Source organism: Coprococcus sp. RTP21281st1_F1_RTP21281_210402 (genome assembly GCF_040915325.1).
Classification (GTDB): Bacteria; Bacillota; Clostridia; order Lachnospirales; family Lachnospiraceae; genus Coprococcus; species Coprococcus aceti.
On the sequence record NZ_JBCPDQ010000002.1, the window covers coordinates 135,131 to 148,809 of the forward strand.

The window sequence follows — 13,679 nt, forward strand, 5'->3', positions numbered from 1 at the left end:
TCAAATACTATCAATGAGTTTTTCGCTGTCATCACACATCCTGTATCCCACGCCCAGCTCATTGATGATAAAACTCTTCTTGCCCGGCTTCACTCCGAACTTCTTTCTTATATTCGCCATATTGACCTGAAGTCTCTTGGTGCTTCCCATGTCATTGTAGCCCCAGACCTCCTTGACTATAAAACTGTATGTAAGCATCTTGCCCGGATGTCTGGACAGAAGATCGACTATGTTGTACTCAGTCTGAGTCAGCTTGATCTCCTCATCCCCTATGAACACTCGTCTGGCCTCATAGTCTATGAGCAGATCCCCAGTCTGGAATTTCCCTGTCGGCAGTTCACTGTCATGTGCCTGGTAAAGCACTGTGCGGAGTGCAGATCTGACCCTGGCAACCAGCTCCTCCGAACCAAATGGTTTTGTAACATAATCATTTGCACCCAGATTGAGAGCCTCCACCTTATCCTTCTCATCAGATCTCGCCGAGAGAACTATGACCGGCGTGAAATCCGTCTTTCTTATCTCTGTGAGGAACGATATACCATCCTTATCCGGGAGTCCGAGATCAAGTATAACTATGTCAGGCCTATGAGACGCATACATCATAAGTCCACTCCCGCAGGATGTGGCTATGATCGTCTGATAACCATTTGCCTGCATCAGGGTATCCAGCAGGTTGTTGATATTTTGTTCATCTTCTATTATCAAGACTTTGTATTTGTTATTGCTCATCCGTAACCTCCTCTATCTTCAGTGTAAACCTGAATACTGCACCACCTTCCGCGGAATTGTATGCACTTATATCTCCTCCATGTGCTTTTATGATGGTCGCACATACCGACAGACCTATTCCGGCATTTCTTCTCGGCCTGCAGTCCGCGGACACCTCATCAGAGCTGTCCCCCAGAAGGCTTCCATCAAACAGGTGCTTCAACCTATCCTCCGGTATTCCATCGCCATCATCCTGTACCTCAAACACAACCCTGTCGCCATCGCATTTCACATTCAATGCCAGATTCTTCATTCCCTCTGCATGCTGTACTGCATTCTCAAGGATATTGATGATAACCTGCTCTATGAGAATTGCATCCATTGGTATGATGACCAGCTCATCGGGCAGCTCGACTTCTACCTCCTGATCAGGATATCTCTTTGCAAATTTGATAAGCACCGAATCTATCAGCTCATCCAGGGCTATCGGGGTCTTTATGAGATTAATGTCTCCGTCCAGCCTCGTTACGGACAGCAGATTCTCAACCATACGATAAAGCCACTGGGAATCCTGTTGTATTCCCCTGAGCATCTTCTCCTTCTGCTCATCCGTAAATTCGCTGCCACTCTCTATAAGTGCCGAGCTGGCCCCGTAAATGGTGGTAAGCGGAGTTCGAAAATCATGCGACACTGCACGCAGCAGGTTCGCCCTCATTTTCTCCATCTCACTTTCTTTCTTGAGCATTTCCTGATGCTTTATCTTACTTGTAAAACCACAGGTGATAAACGCTATGGCTATCATGATTATCGCCGATGTGATATTTTCAGGTATCAGGAAATCTATCTTGAAATACGGAAATGTAAATGCAAAATTCACTATTATCACACTGACTACAGATGCCAGTATTCCATACACATATCCGTCAGTGAACACCGATATCAAAAATACCGAAAACACCATGACGGCCGGTATCAATATGTCTGTAGTAAATGTTGTCTTTATTATCAGACACAATCCAACCCCTATGGCTATCATCACCAGCATCAACAGCACATTTTTTATAATGTCCTTACATTTACACCCCTTATTTTTTTTGCTTTTTTGTATATTTATTTTTTTCATATGTATCAATCCCTTTTGGATTATTTTAAAGAAAGCGCCACCAGTACACCTTATGTCACAAACGACATAGATCTTACCAGCGGCGCCCGCTTTCACACATTCAAGTGAAGTATATCATGCCTATAGTTAAGATGCAGATAAAGAATATCTACGATATGTGGAGCAGACGCATTCCGATGCGCTTCGCGCAGCGCCCGCATTATCATAAGGAATCCACCCTTATGATATATTCTTCAGTGCTTCCTCAAGGGTGTGCCATCCGAGAACCGCACACTTTACTCTGGCCGGCATGTGCGCTATATCCTTGAGCGCTGATGCCTCCTCAAGCTGGTCTATCTCCTCGTCTGTAGCCTCTCCCTGTATCATCTTCAGAAAGAGCTGTCCAAGCTTCAAGGCCTCCTCCTTGGTCTTTCCTATGATCATTCCAAGCATTATATCTGCCGACGCCTGGGATATAGCACATCCATCTCCCACGAATGATCCATCCTCGATGACTCCGTTCTCAACCTTCAGTTTAAGCCAGATGTCATCACCGCAGTTGGGATTTACACCCTCCAGCACAACATTTGCTGCAGGAAGATCATATTTGAATTCAGGTCTCATATTGTGCTCTGTAAGGATCTCATTATAAAAATTCCTGTTTTGAATATTATTCTGCATATCCCATTCTCCTTCTCACATTTGTGACGCTCTCCACAAATGCATCTACCTCTTCATCTGTATTGTAGAACATAAAGCTTGCCCTTGTCGTGTTGTACACGCCCAGATGTACAAGCAGTGGCTGTGCGCAGTGATGTCCCGCTCTCACATCTATTCCATCCGCAGCCATGATCTCGCTGACATCGTGTGGGTGTACATTGTCTATGGTGAACGCTACTATTCCGGTGTGGTTCTCCGGCTTATCTGAACCGATGACATGTACGTGAGGAAGCTTTGCAAGTCCCTCCATAGCACGGGTCGTGAGCTCCAGCTCTCTCTTTTCTATATAGTCAAATCCAACCTCTTTGATGTAGCCTATAGCAGCCGCAAGTCCCGCAGCTCCTGCCGCATTGACTGTACCTGCCTCAAACTTGTGAGGCAATTCCGCGTATACCGCACCATCTCTTGAAACCGAATCTATCATCTCTCCGCCTGACATGAATGGAGGCATCGCGTCAAGCAGTTCCTGTCTTCCGTATAACACGCCTATTCCCATAGGTCCCATGAGCTTGTGGCCTGAGAATGCAAAGAAGTCCGCTCCCAGCTCATGCACATCTATAGCCATATGCGGTGTACTCTGTGCGCCGTCGACAACGACAACCGCGCCAAAGCTGTGTGCTCTGTCAGCCATCTTTCTGACCGGATTCACACATCCGAGGACATTTGACACATGTCCGACAGCAAGCAGCTTTGTGTGCTCGTTGATTCCCGCATTGATGGTCTCGTCAGTCAGCGTTCCATCCTTCTCGCAGTCGAGATATCTGAGAGTTGCACCTGTGACTCTGGCTGCCATCTGCCATGGAAGCATGTTGCTGTGGTGCTCCATGATCGTAACTGCTATCTCGTCACCAGCCTTAAGGTTATTCAGCGCGTAGCTGTATGCCACAAGGTTAAGGCTCTCTGTGGTATTCCTGGTGAAGATTATCTCCTTCTCAGAGTCAGCGTGAATGAAGTCCCTGACTACCTTTCTGGCACTCTCATACTTCTCTGTCGCCTCAAGGCTGAGCGGATAGAATCCTCTGAGTGGATTCGCATTGCTCTTCTCGTAGAACTCTCTCTCAGCGTCTATGACCACCTGTGGCTTCTGCGCTGTGGCCGCATTGTCTATATAAGCTGTGTCATTGTTTCTCAACAGAGGAAAATCCTCTCTATAATTCCTGTCTGTCATATTCCATTACCTCCGCAAGCTGCTTCTCCACCAGCTTCTCTGTGTCCTCGTCCTGGATCTTGCGGTAGAGGACCTCCATCTTGCCCTTGGTCATCATGTCCTCGGCTGTCTCCATATCGATTCCCCTTGACGCGAAGTAAAATAAAGTATCCTCGTCAAGCTCACCGATGGTCGCTCCATGTGATCCCTCCACATTTTCCTCTGCACAGAGGATAAGCGGTATAGTCTTGTTCACCACATCATCGCCGAGCAGCAGTACATTCTCAGTCTCAGCGCCCTTCGAATCCGATGAACCTGTCTTGAAATCTATCGAACCTCTGAATATCTTCTCCGCAGCATCCTTAAGCGTTCCATCCACCTGTATGTTGCAATTGGTCTTCTTGCCTATATGGTTCACGACAAGATTTATATCTATCACCTGTTTTTTCTGTCCCAGATAACCTATATCCATGTTGGTTGAAGCACGCTTACCAATGAGCTCAGTTCTCACGCCGTTGTACAGATTGCCCTTGCCGATAAATATCTGAAGCACATCTAGCTGGCCATTCTCCGCACACTCACTTCCCACGTCGTTGAGTATGGTCGTGTTCTCATCCTGCATAAATATCTGTACAAGACGTATGTGTGCATCCTTCTCTATATTAAAACGCGTACGGAATGCCAGGCTGCCGCCCTCCGCATTCTCGCCAAATGTCTCTATGACTGTCATGTCTGAACCTGCATCTGCCTGCACGTAAGCATAACCGCTGCTGCCATTTGCCCCGGTTCCATTTATCAGCACGTGTACAGTCTGCCCTTTATTGGTCTCGTCCGCAACGAGTACACTTCCTGCTGCCTGCTGTGCGAAGAGTACGTCCGCATCTCTTCCTGCACCAGTCTCTATTCCATCGAAATCAGAAGCCTGCTTATCAGCTTTCTTGCCGCCATCTATCTTCACACTGCATCCCGCCATGTCCGGATTCCAGTTAAGTGCTGTGTCGTTCATGCGAAGCCAGTACCATGTCTTTGCCGGGAGCTTGTTGATCTTCATCTCGTTATTGTTCTCCATGTCACCGCACCTCCTTAACCTATGCTGCCCTTCATCTCAAGACGGATGAGGTTGTTCATCTCAAGAGCATACTCAAGCGGCAGCTCCTTCGATACATTGTCTGCAAATCCACTGACGATACATGCTCTCGCGTCTTCTTCACTCATTCCTCTGGACATCAGGTAGAACACAGCCTCGTCACTGATGCTTCCTATCTGTGCCTCATGTCCCACATTTACCTTCTTGGTTCTGATATCCATGGCCGGTATGGTGTCCGAACGTGATATCGAATCAAGCATAAGTGACTGGCAGGAAACTGCTGCCTTGGAGTTCTCAGCCTCCTTTGTCACTACAACTGATGAACGGAATGTGCTTATACCCCCGTCCTTGGAGATAGACTTTGTGTTGATATATGAGCTTGTGTCAGGTGCCGCATGAACTACCTTCGCTCCTGTGTCAAGGTTCTGTCCCTTACCGGCAAATGTAACTCCGGTGAACTCCATCCTGGCGCCCTTGCCCTTGAGCACGCTCATCGGGTAAAGGTATGACACATGTGATCCAAATGAACCCGATACCCACTCGATGGTTCCACCCTCTTCAACTCGAGCTCTCTTGGTGTTCAGGTTGTACATGTTCTTGGACCAGTTCTCTATGGTTGAATATCTGAGCTTTGCGTTCTTGCCGACAAACAACTCCACACAGCCTGCGTGAAGGTTCGCCACATTGTACTTCGGTGCCGAACATCCCTCTATAAAGTGGAGGTCTGCTCCCTCATCTACTATGATGAGTGTGTGCTCAAACTGACCCGCGCCCGCTGCATTAAGTCTGAAGTATGACTGAAGTGGGATCTCAACCTTTACTCCAGGTGGCACATATACAAATGAACCGCCTGACCACACAGCTCCGTGAAGTGCTGCAAATTTGTGATCATGAGGGGTGACAAGCTTCATGAAATGCTTCTGCACCATGTCTGCATACTCACCTGTGAGTGCACTCTCCATATCAGTGTACACAACTCCCATGTCCGCAACCTCCTGGCGGACATTGTGATATACGAGTTCTGAATCGTACTGTGCACCAACTCCCGCAAGGGATTTTCTCTCAGCCTGAGGGATTCCAAGTCTCTCAAATGTATCCTTGATATCCTCTGGAACTTCATCCCAGCTGCCCTTCATCTTGGTATTTGGTCTTACGTAAGTAACTATGTTGTCAATATCCAGTCCCTCGATGGATGGGCCCCAGTCAGGCACCTGCATATTGTTGTATATCTGTAAAGACTCAAGTCTGAAATTCTGCATCCATGCCGGATCATGTTTCTCCTTTGAAAGCTGCTCAACTATCTCAGGTGTGAGACCAGCTTTAAGCTTATAGGCATCTTTGTCATCATACTTGAAGTCATATATATTTCTGTCTATGTCCTCTACATATGTCTTTTCCTTCATCTTCTATATCCTTTCATACTCTGCAAATCCAGACTCGTTGATCTTGTCCACAAGTGATGCGTCACCAGTCTCTATGATCTTGCCCTCAACCATGACATGTGTGTAGTCAACGGTGAGTGACTCAAGGATCTTGGTGCTGTGTGTGATGATAAGCAGACTTCCCTTGCAGTTCTTCTGGTATTCCTCGATACCTGCTGATACTGTACGGACTGCATCAACGTCAAGTCCTGAATCTGTCTCGTCAAGGATTGCCAGTGATGGCTTGAGCATCAGAAGCTGAAGTATCTCTGCCTTCTTCTTCTCACCACCTGAAAATCCCACATTCAGGTCTCTCTCCGCATAAGATGGATCCATCTGAAGGATCTCCATGGTTCTCTCAAGCTCCTTCTTGAAATCCCAGAGACGGATTCTCTTGCCGGTCTTCTGCTCAAGGGCATTTCTTATAAATGAGCTGAGTGTCACACCAGGCACCTCTAGAGGATTCTGGAATGAGAGGAATATTCCTGCCTTTGCACGCTCATTGACAGCCTCTTCTGTGATGTTCTTACCATCAAACCATATCTCGCCCTCTCTGACTGTATATCTAGGATTGCCCATAAGTGCATATCCAAGGGTTGACTTTCCGGTTCCATTAGGTCCCATAAGTACATGTGTCTCACCCTTACCGATCTCCAGGTTCACACCGTGAAGGATCTGTTTATCCTCAACATCAACATGTAAATTCTTAACTTCCAATAATTTTTTATCTGACATCAGTCTGCCTCCTTTTATACCAAGCCCGACAATTGCTTTATCACTTCTATATCCGGCGATTCAATTGTCCCGCTTTAATTATCTTTTTGCTTGTATCAAATCACTCTGCTCATTCCACATTTCTGGCTATATCCGCCAGTGTCTTCCCCTGGAAATAATCCTGTATCAACTCCGCCAGTCCCTGCCATATCGGCAAAGTGTAGCACTGTCCGGATCTGTCACAGGTCATTGCGCTGTTCTTCATGCATGCCACCGGAGCAAGTCCACCTTCCGTGAGTTCAAGTATCTCCCAAAGCGTATATTCCTCAGGAGCCTTTTTGAGTCTGTAGCCTCCGCCATGTCCGCTGGCTGCCTCTATCAGATTTGCCTTGGACAGCATGCGCATTATACTCTCCAGATACTTCTGGGACAGTTCCTCTTTCTGAACTATTTCTTTTAACGGAATGAATCTGCCGTCGTGGTTTATAGCAAGGTCTGCCATGACCCTCAGGGCATATTCTCCCTTTGAAGAAATCACCATATCTGTAAATCCTCCTTACATATGAGTGTGATCACATTCCAGCCGCAAATACACGGTCATTCCAGTCATCACCCTCATCCGCCATTTTTTGGCGTAATAAGTCAACATCTGACTCGCAAAAATAGGATATTCCCATTTACCTACTATGTCAATAGGTTAATACACAAAAAATAATAGAAGGTGCGGCAGCCTTCCATTATTTTTCATTATTTTGTCTATTTCAAGCATTTTATATAATTTATCCGTGCAGCAGTCTACTCATGATATGTTATTATCAGCCCGTCTTTTCCCATATAATAGCTGCACAGCCCGCTTGCAGGTACGACGCTCACATCTGTGTCGAGCCATTCAGCCTTGATAAGATGCCCCAGCTTTTCTGCTCCCTCCTCATTCATACAGTGGCTTATGACCAGCTCTCCCCCTGCAAATCCCGTCTCCCGGAGAGTATCTATCAGCTTATCATATGTCTTCTTCATACCTCTGAATTTGTGTCTGAGTTCAATTCGTCCACCAGGTGATGCCACACCTATTGCGGATATATTGAATCTATGAGCCGCATAACCCACAAGCTTATTTAATCTGCCCGCCTTTATCAGGTTGTCCAGACTCCCCAAGGCAAACATCACCTGAGTCTCCTTCACTGCTTTGTCGGCAGCACTTACTATGGCATCAAATGAATCACCTTCATGAATACCTTCATATATTATATTTGTCAGCTGTTCCGGGAGCCCCCCGGCACCACATGTGTTTATCACCGCAATATTCCTGTCCGGATATTTCTCAAGCGCCATATGTCTTGCAGCTATGGCGCTGTTGTAACTTCCCGACAATGCAGCTGACAACGTAAATGCGATAACATTTTCCGCATCCCCCCACGCCTCAAGCCACGCATGGGGTGAAGGGCAGCTAGTTCTTCCGCCTGACCGGCAATTTGCAATATGTTCAAGCATCTTCTCTATATCTATACCCGGTTCGTCTATATAATCTGTGTTATCAACAGATATTACAAACGGAACCTCAGCATAATCTATATCTATATCTATTCCAGCCAGTCCATCCGATTCATCCGGCACAAGCAGACTGCAGCCGGAATCCGAAACCAGTTTCCATCCATGATCATTTCTTTTCATCTCAACAACACCTCCATGCACAATATGCATCACACAAGTATTATTAGATATTTTTTCTGTATTTATACATTTTAGACATTTTTTCTGGGAGTATAGATTTTAAAAAAAAGGTATGATCAAGCTGCACTCAACGCAACCTGATCATACCTTTTATTTATTATATAAATTATCAATTCTTAACCTTAACAACATCCTTCTTCCTGTACTTCTTCACCTCATACAGCTTCTCATCTGCCATAGTCATGGCATTCTGAAGACCTTTCTTGTTATATTCTACGATCTGACAGTTTCCAAGCGATACACTCACTTTATAAGGCTTATCACAGTGCTCATTAAACTTCTCAAATGAACTGTATACTTCCTCAGCAAATGCATCTGCAGCGTCAGAGTCCTTAAGGCCGAGTACAAGACAGCAATACTCGTCTCCACCTATTCTGCCTACGATTCCATTATCGCCTACAGATTTGATCAGAATATCTCCTATGGTTTTAAGAGAGAAATCACCCTCATCATGTCCATATCTGTCATTGATGATCTTGAGACTGTTCATATCAGCGTAGAATACCGTAGCCGTCCTTTTCTGCTCCTCACATTCCTTGAGCAGCTGTAATGATCTGTCAAAGAAACCTCGTCTGTTCATGATTCCTGTAAGGGGATCCTGTTTTGACAGATTGTCAAGCATAATGTTGTTTTTTTGCAGGATCGCCATACTCTCCTCAAGGCGCTTCATGATCTCCTCGTTCGTCTTGAGCAGATTGATCATCTTGACAGCAGCTGAGACCTGGTTTCCAAGAAACTCCCCATTCACCAGAACTCCTTCCGTGAGATCACACAGAAGGACTCCATAGAGTATTTCGTTGGAATACAGCGGCAAGAGTACATATATTCCAGCTCCTTCCACACCGAGGCTCTCAAAATCATAAAGATTTGATGATGACACCTTCTGGTTCACAGTGATCACACTGCTGACCTTCTCTTTAAGATCCTTAGTCTTGAGATACAACTGGTCAGGCAGTTCAAATGGCTCACCGATCAGATGTATTATTGGCTCTTTATATAAGAATATAAATGCATTCTCTATGTCCAACCAGTCCATGGTGCCAAGAATCTCTCCATAACTTCTGTCGTTGCCTCTATCAAAGCTCAAGACCTTCTGGATAAATGTCTTCATCTTGAACTGAGTCTTATTCCGCTCTTCCCACTGCTCTGAGAGCATATGGTTCATTGAGAGATATCCCTCAATGACATTCTTACTACGTTTTCTTGATCCGCCTTTTTTACAGAATGAATCTCTTCTGATAAACTCAGTAGGAAGTATCTTACTCTCAACCTGCTTGCCATCAATGAGCCTGACCATAAGATTTACAGCCTCTGAGCCAAGTTTTCCCGCGTCTGCACGCACAGTCGAGAGCGTCGGATATATCTGTGTAGCCCACTCAATATCATCGTAACCCATGACTGATATATCTCTTCCCGGCAGAATATCCCTCGCCTTAAGTTCTTCATAAAAACCAGATGCACAGGAATCATTCACACAGAACACTCCCTGCATATCCGGATTTCTGTCCAGAATATCTCTGAAAACCTCTTTTGATTCCGATGTAAGATTGCCCTCCACATAAAGTCCCGGATCAAACTCTATTCCATGAGCCTCAAGCACCTCAATGTAGGTTCTCCTTCTCTCCTTTGCATCATAATTGGAGTCCGGACCGCCTATCATGCCTATTCTTGTATAACCAAGTTCCTCGATCATGTAATTGAGTCCTTCTCTTATGCCTGCTCCATTGTCATATCTGACACAAATCTGATCCGGCTCATCTGCAGCCACTATCACGCACGGCATCTGCAGATATCTTTTCATAAATTCGCTGATACGCTCCTTGGTTGCAAAGCAGCCAATACAACTCGATGCAACAATAACGCCGTCCAGATTCTCATTTGTAGCATAGGAAAACAGTGTCTGATACTGATATTCATAATATATATCTGACGTTTCTGGGTATTCCCGGTCAAGAAACTTACCCGGAATAACAACTATATTGACATCAAGCGTCTTTGCTCTCTCTATAACCCCATGACAGAGCAGCCTCGTAAAATCATCCGTGATTCCACCTACCAGAACACCTATCGTCTTTCTCTTCATAACTATCCCCCTTGACATTCTCTTCCAAAGGCAGGATCTTACTTGCTGACTGTGGATGCTACGATCTCCATATTGCCCTCAAACACTGGGTTGCTGTATCCGTTTGGCAGGATAAAGTGATCACCCTTCTTTATAGCGTTTCCATCCACTGTTCCACTTCCCGCAACTACAGACATGATAAGGAATGGCTTGTCGCCCACATTCAGCTCTGCCTTTCCCTCAACATCCAGCTTGTATACTGTGTAATACTTACAGCTTATAAGCTCACAGAGTTCATTTGCCTTATCTGCCTTGACACTTATAACGCTGTCCTCAACCGGCTTTGCAGGAACTGTTATAACATCTATGCTCTGCTTTACGTGAAGATCTCTAGGCTTTCCATTGCTCAGTCTGTCATAATCATAAACTCTGTATGTGATGTCACTGTTCTGCTGTGTCTCAAGAAGTGTAATTCCACCCTTGATCGCGTGTACTGTACCAGGATCTATCTGAATGAAATCCCCCTTCTTAACAGGGATCTCTCTGATAAACTCCTTCCATTTCTTACCTTCGATCATATCACATAATTCTTCCTTTGTCCTTGCATTATGACCGATTACAAGTGTTGAATCTTCCTTGCAGTCAAGAATATACCAGCACTCCATCTTGCCAAATGAACCATTCTCATGTTCTGCTGCGTATGCATCGTCCGGATGCACCTGAATACTCAGATCATCTTTTGCATCGATTATCTTTATAAGCAGTGGGAATCTGACACCGTCTATGCCGCCAAACAGCTCTCTGTGGCTGTCCCATAAGTCGGCAAGCGTCTGACCTGCAAACTCGCCATTTTTCACTGTACAGTTGCCATTCTCATGTGCCGCAACTCCCCAGCACTCGCCTATATCATCGCCCTCAACATCATATCCGTATTCTTCTCTGAGCTTTGTACCGCCCCAGATATTGTGCGTAAACACGGGATTTAAAAAAAGTATTTCCTTGTTCATTGTCATTTTCCTCCTTTTGACGTACGGCAATTGTGTGCATATCCGTACGGTGTACACATCCGACTTGTCTGGCTCGGAACGCTCCCGCTCGTTTCGCCCTGCAGCGGATACTAAGATGCCGCTAACGCGCCATCTAAGTACCGGCGGGCTCAAATGTCCGAACCATGACAATGTCGAATATGTACACCTGTTACTGATTACACCATTCCCCAATTGCCTGTTCTATATAAGACGTTGAAGGAATCATATTTTTACATTGACTATGACTTCTTCACTCGTCATTTCCATGATAATGTATGCCACTGTTATTTTATTGCATCTGTTGCCTTTTTCTATACATCAGAGTCCTTTTCCCGGCTTATTAGATCCAAAATCTGTCATATGATTGCCAAAGCTCTCAGAACCAAATTCAGCCCGGCTTACTGCCAGGCTGTCATAGTCTAAAAGTTTTGGCAATCACCTGCCATTACATTTCTTTTTAGAGGGGCCCCGAAGGCGGCGGGCACCGCCTTGGGAAATGAGAAAAAAATAATACAATTGCCGCGTATGAGTAGGGGCTCATAGCGATCTATAACTAACTATCTTCTACCGATCTCGGTATCAGAAGTTGTTACCACACTGTGTGACTTGATATAATCTACGATCTCATCAAGCTTTGTGAATGCAAGGCCAACATAGCTGTCAGCTGCACCGTAGTAAATGGCGATCTTTCCAGACTCGCTGTCGTGAATAGTAGCACATGGGAAGCATACATTAGGAACAAATCCACGCTCCTCGTACCACTCTTCCGGTGTGAGAAGGAAGTTCTCACAACGATACTTAACGATCGATGGGTTGTCGATATCAAGGATTGCTCCACCGATTGAGTATACATAACCGTTACATGTTCCCGCTACTCCATGGTAGAATAACAGCCATCCTTCAGAAGTCTCAATAGGGGCTGCACCGCCGCCAATCTTGAGTGACTCCCACCACTCGCTGCTCTTGCCCATGACATGTCTGTGCTTACCCCAATAAACCATATCAGGACTCTCACTTACGAATATATCACCAAATGGTGTGTGTCCACTGTCACTTGGGCGTGACAGCATCACGAAATTACCGTTGATCTTTCTTGGGAAGAGAACTGCATTTCTGTTAAATGGAAGGAATGGGTTCTCGATTCTCACAAATGTCTTGAGATCCTTTGACTTTGCGATGCCTATCGCTGCACCATAGAAATCCTGGCACCAGATTGCATAATATGTATCCTCTACCTTTACAAGTCTTGGATCATATGCGTATATAGGCATGAACTCTTCACCGTTCTCATCAACAAACTTGATCTTCTCCTCGCTGATATTCCAGTGGATAGCATCCTCGCTCTCTCCGAGGTAGATGTATGGAATTCCATTCACCTGCTCGCCTCTAAATACTCCAACAAACTTTCCATCAAATGGAACTACTGCACTATTGAATATTCTTGCAACACCCTTTGCCGGATTTCTTCCTATTATAGGATTCTCTGTATATCTCCAGATTGGAGCGTCATGATTGTCATTTGCCGGTCTGTCCTGCCATGGCACGTTTGGCACAGGCTCGCTGAACATTTTTACTTCTGACATAAGTACCTCTTTCTTCCGGCATCTTAGCCGGATTTTTTATTTTATTATCACGTTATATGGTATCTGCACAGGCAAAGGGCATACTAACCAACGTGCTGTTTCATCTGGCAGCCCATATATTATATTTTCTTACTTGTCTGTATTCTTAAGGAACTCAAGGTTCTTCCTGATCAGCTCACATCTCTGCGCTACACACTCAACGCTTCTTCCCGGATCAGCAGGTGTGTTGAATACATAGTCGATGAGTCTGTCAACTGTTGTTGTTGCAACATGCATTCTTGTATCGCTTGATGCGTAGTAGATGAACACTTCGTTGTTCTCGTTTACGATGGCGCCATTTGTGAATACAACGTTGGATACATCGCCGACTCTCTCC

The 13,679-nt window shown here is 45.4% G+C and carries 12 protein-coding genes and 1 pseudogene; all 13 read right to left on the reverse strand.

Annotated features, from left to right (window positions below; translation table 11 throughout):
- Positions 1–729 (reverse strand): response regulator transcription factor, encoded by a 729-nt coding sequence (locus tag AB5150_RS02610; protein WP_055145411.1) that lies wholly within the window; start codon positions 727–729, stop codon positions 1–3.
- On the reverse strand, positions 719–1,831 hold the full coding sequence (locus AB5150_RS02615; protein ID WP_243440890.1) for an ATP-binding protein: 1,113 nt from the start codon (positions 1,829–1,831) through the stop codon (positions 719–721). Before AB5150_RS02615 ends, AB5150_RS02610 begins: the two co-directional genes overlap by 11 nt.
- Before the next feature lie 219 nt (positions 1,832–2,050).
- Positions 2,051–2,491, reverse strand: a complete 441-nt coding sequence (gene sufU, locus AB5150_RS02620) for a Fe-S cluster assembly sulfur transfer protein SufU (RefSeq protein WP_004851759.1) — start codon at positions 2,489–2,491, stop codon at positions 2,051–2,053.
- On the reverse strand, positions 2,481–3,698 hold the full coding sequence (locus tag AB5150_RS02625; protein ID WP_015534711.1) for an aminotransferase class V-fold PLP-dependent enzyme: 1,218 nt from the start codon (positions 3,696–3,698) through the stop codon (positions 2,481–2,483). Before AB5150_RS02625 ends, sufU begins: the two co-directional genes overlap by 11 nt.
- A complete protein-coding gene (locus tag AB5150_RS02630) occupies positions 3,679–4,746 on the reverse strand; it encodes a SufD family Fe-S cluster assembly protein (RefSeq protein ID WP_015534710.1) in 1,068 nt (355 codons plus the stop codon). The genes AB5150_RS02625 and AB5150_RS02630 overlap by 20 nt, the downstream gene beginning before the upstream one ends.
- 14 nt (positions 4,747–4,760) lie before the next feature.
- The gene (gene sufB / locus AB5150_RS02635; protein WP_004851766.1) at positions 4,761–6,167 is read right to left on the reverse strand and encodes a Fe-S cluster assembly protein SufB; all 1,407 of its coding nucleotides are present in this window, start codon (positions 6,165–6,167) and stop codon (positions 4,761–4,763) included.
- 3 nt (positions 6,168–6,170) lie between these two features.
- A complete protein-coding gene (sufC, locus tag AB5150_RS02640; protein ID WP_004851768.1) occupies positions 6,171–6,920 on the reverse strand; it encodes a Fe-S cluster assembly ATPase SufC in 750 nt (249 codons plus the stop codon).
- Positions 6,921–7,029: 109 nt separating this feature from the next.
- Entirely contained in the window at positions 7,030–7,440 is a 411-nt protein-coding gene (locus AB5150_RS02645; RefSeq protein WP_015534709.1) for an Rrf2 family transcriptional regulator, read from the reverse strand.
- Between the two features lie 254 nt (positions 7,441–7,694).
- Positions 7,695–8,570: a DegV family protein gene (locus tag AB5150_RS02650; RefSeq protein ID WP_055224517.1), complete on the reverse strand. Its 876-nt coding sequence runs from the start codon at positions 8,568–8,570 to the stop codon at positions 7,695–7,697.
- 169 nt (positions 8,571–8,739) lie between these two features.
- On the reverse strand, positions 8,740–10,713 hold the full coding sequence (locus AB5150_RS02655; RefSeq protein WP_243002956.1) for a GGDEF domain-containing protein: 1,974 nt from the start codon (positions 10,711–10,713) through the stop codon (positions 8,740–8,742).
- Between the two features lie 38 nt (positions 10,714–10,751).
- Complete coding sequence (locus AB5150_RS02660) at positions 10,752–11,699, reverse strand: type I phosphomannose isomerase catalytic subunit (RefSeq protein ID WP_022216165.1); 948 nt, start codon at positions 11,697–11,699, stop codon at positions 10,752–10,754.
- A 578-nt stretch (positions 11,700–12,277) separates the two neighbouring features.
- The gene (locus AB5150_RS02665) at positions 12,278–13,303 is read right to left on the reverse strand and encodes a glycoside hydrolase family 130 protein (protein WP_022216164.1); all 1,026 of its coding nucleotides are present in this window, start codon (positions 13,301–13,303) and stop codon (positions 12,278–12,280) included.
- 129 nt (positions 13,304–13,432) lie between these two features.
- Positions 13,433–13,679: pseudogene (locus AB5150_RS02670) on the reverse strand (glycosidase); the annotation flags it as partial.

Bases quoted from the DNA above. Each gene is read 5' to 3' on its own strand.
- AB5150_RS02610 (WP_055145411.1), bottom strand. From the start codon at position 729: ATGAGCAATAACAAATACAAAGTCTTGATAATAGAAGATGAACAAAAT.
- AB5150_RS02615 (WP_243440890.1), bottom strand. From the start codon at position 1,831: ATGAAAAAAATAAATATACAAAAAAGCAAAAAAAATAAGGGGTGTAAA.
- sufU (WP_004851759.1), bottom strand. From the start codon at position 2,491: ATGCAGAATAATATTCAAAACAGGAATTTTTATAATGAGATCCTTACA.
- AB5150_RS02625 (WP_015534711.1), bottom strand. From the start codon at position 3,698: ATGACAGACAGGAATTATAGAGAGGATTTTCCTCTGTTGAGAAACAAT.
- AB5150_RS02630 (WP_015534710.1), bottom strand. From the start codon at position 4,746: ATGGAGAACAATAACGAGATGAAGATCAACAAGCTCCCGGCAAAGACA.
- sufB (WP_004851766.1), bottom strand. From the start codon at position 6,167: ATGAAGGAAAAGACATATGTAGAGGACATAGACAGAAATATATATGAC.
- sufC (WP_004851768.1), bottom strand. From the start codon at position 6,920: ATGTCAGATAAAAAATTATTGGAAGTTAAGAATTTACATGTTGATGTT.
- AB5150_RS02645 (WP_015534709.1), bottom strand. From the start codon at position 7,440: ATGGTGATTTCTTCAAAGGGAGAATATGCCCTGAGGGTCATGGCAGAC.
- AB5150_RS02650 (WP_055224517.1), bottom strand. From the start codon at position 8,570: ATGAAAAGAAATGATCATGGATGGAAACTGGTTTCGGATTCCGGCTGC.
- AB5150_RS02655 (WP_243002956.1), bottom strand. From the start codon at position 10,713: ATGAAGAGAAAGACGATAGGTGTTCTGGTAGGTGGAATCACGGATGAT.
- AB5150_RS02660 (WP_022216165.1), bottom strand. From the start codon at position 11,699: ATGAACAAGGAAATACTTTTTTTAAATCCCGTGTTTACGCACAATATC.
- AB5150_RS02665 (WP_022216164.1), bottom strand. From the start codon at position 13,303: ATGTCAGAAGTAAAAATGTTCAGCGAGCCTGTGCCAAACGTGCCATGG.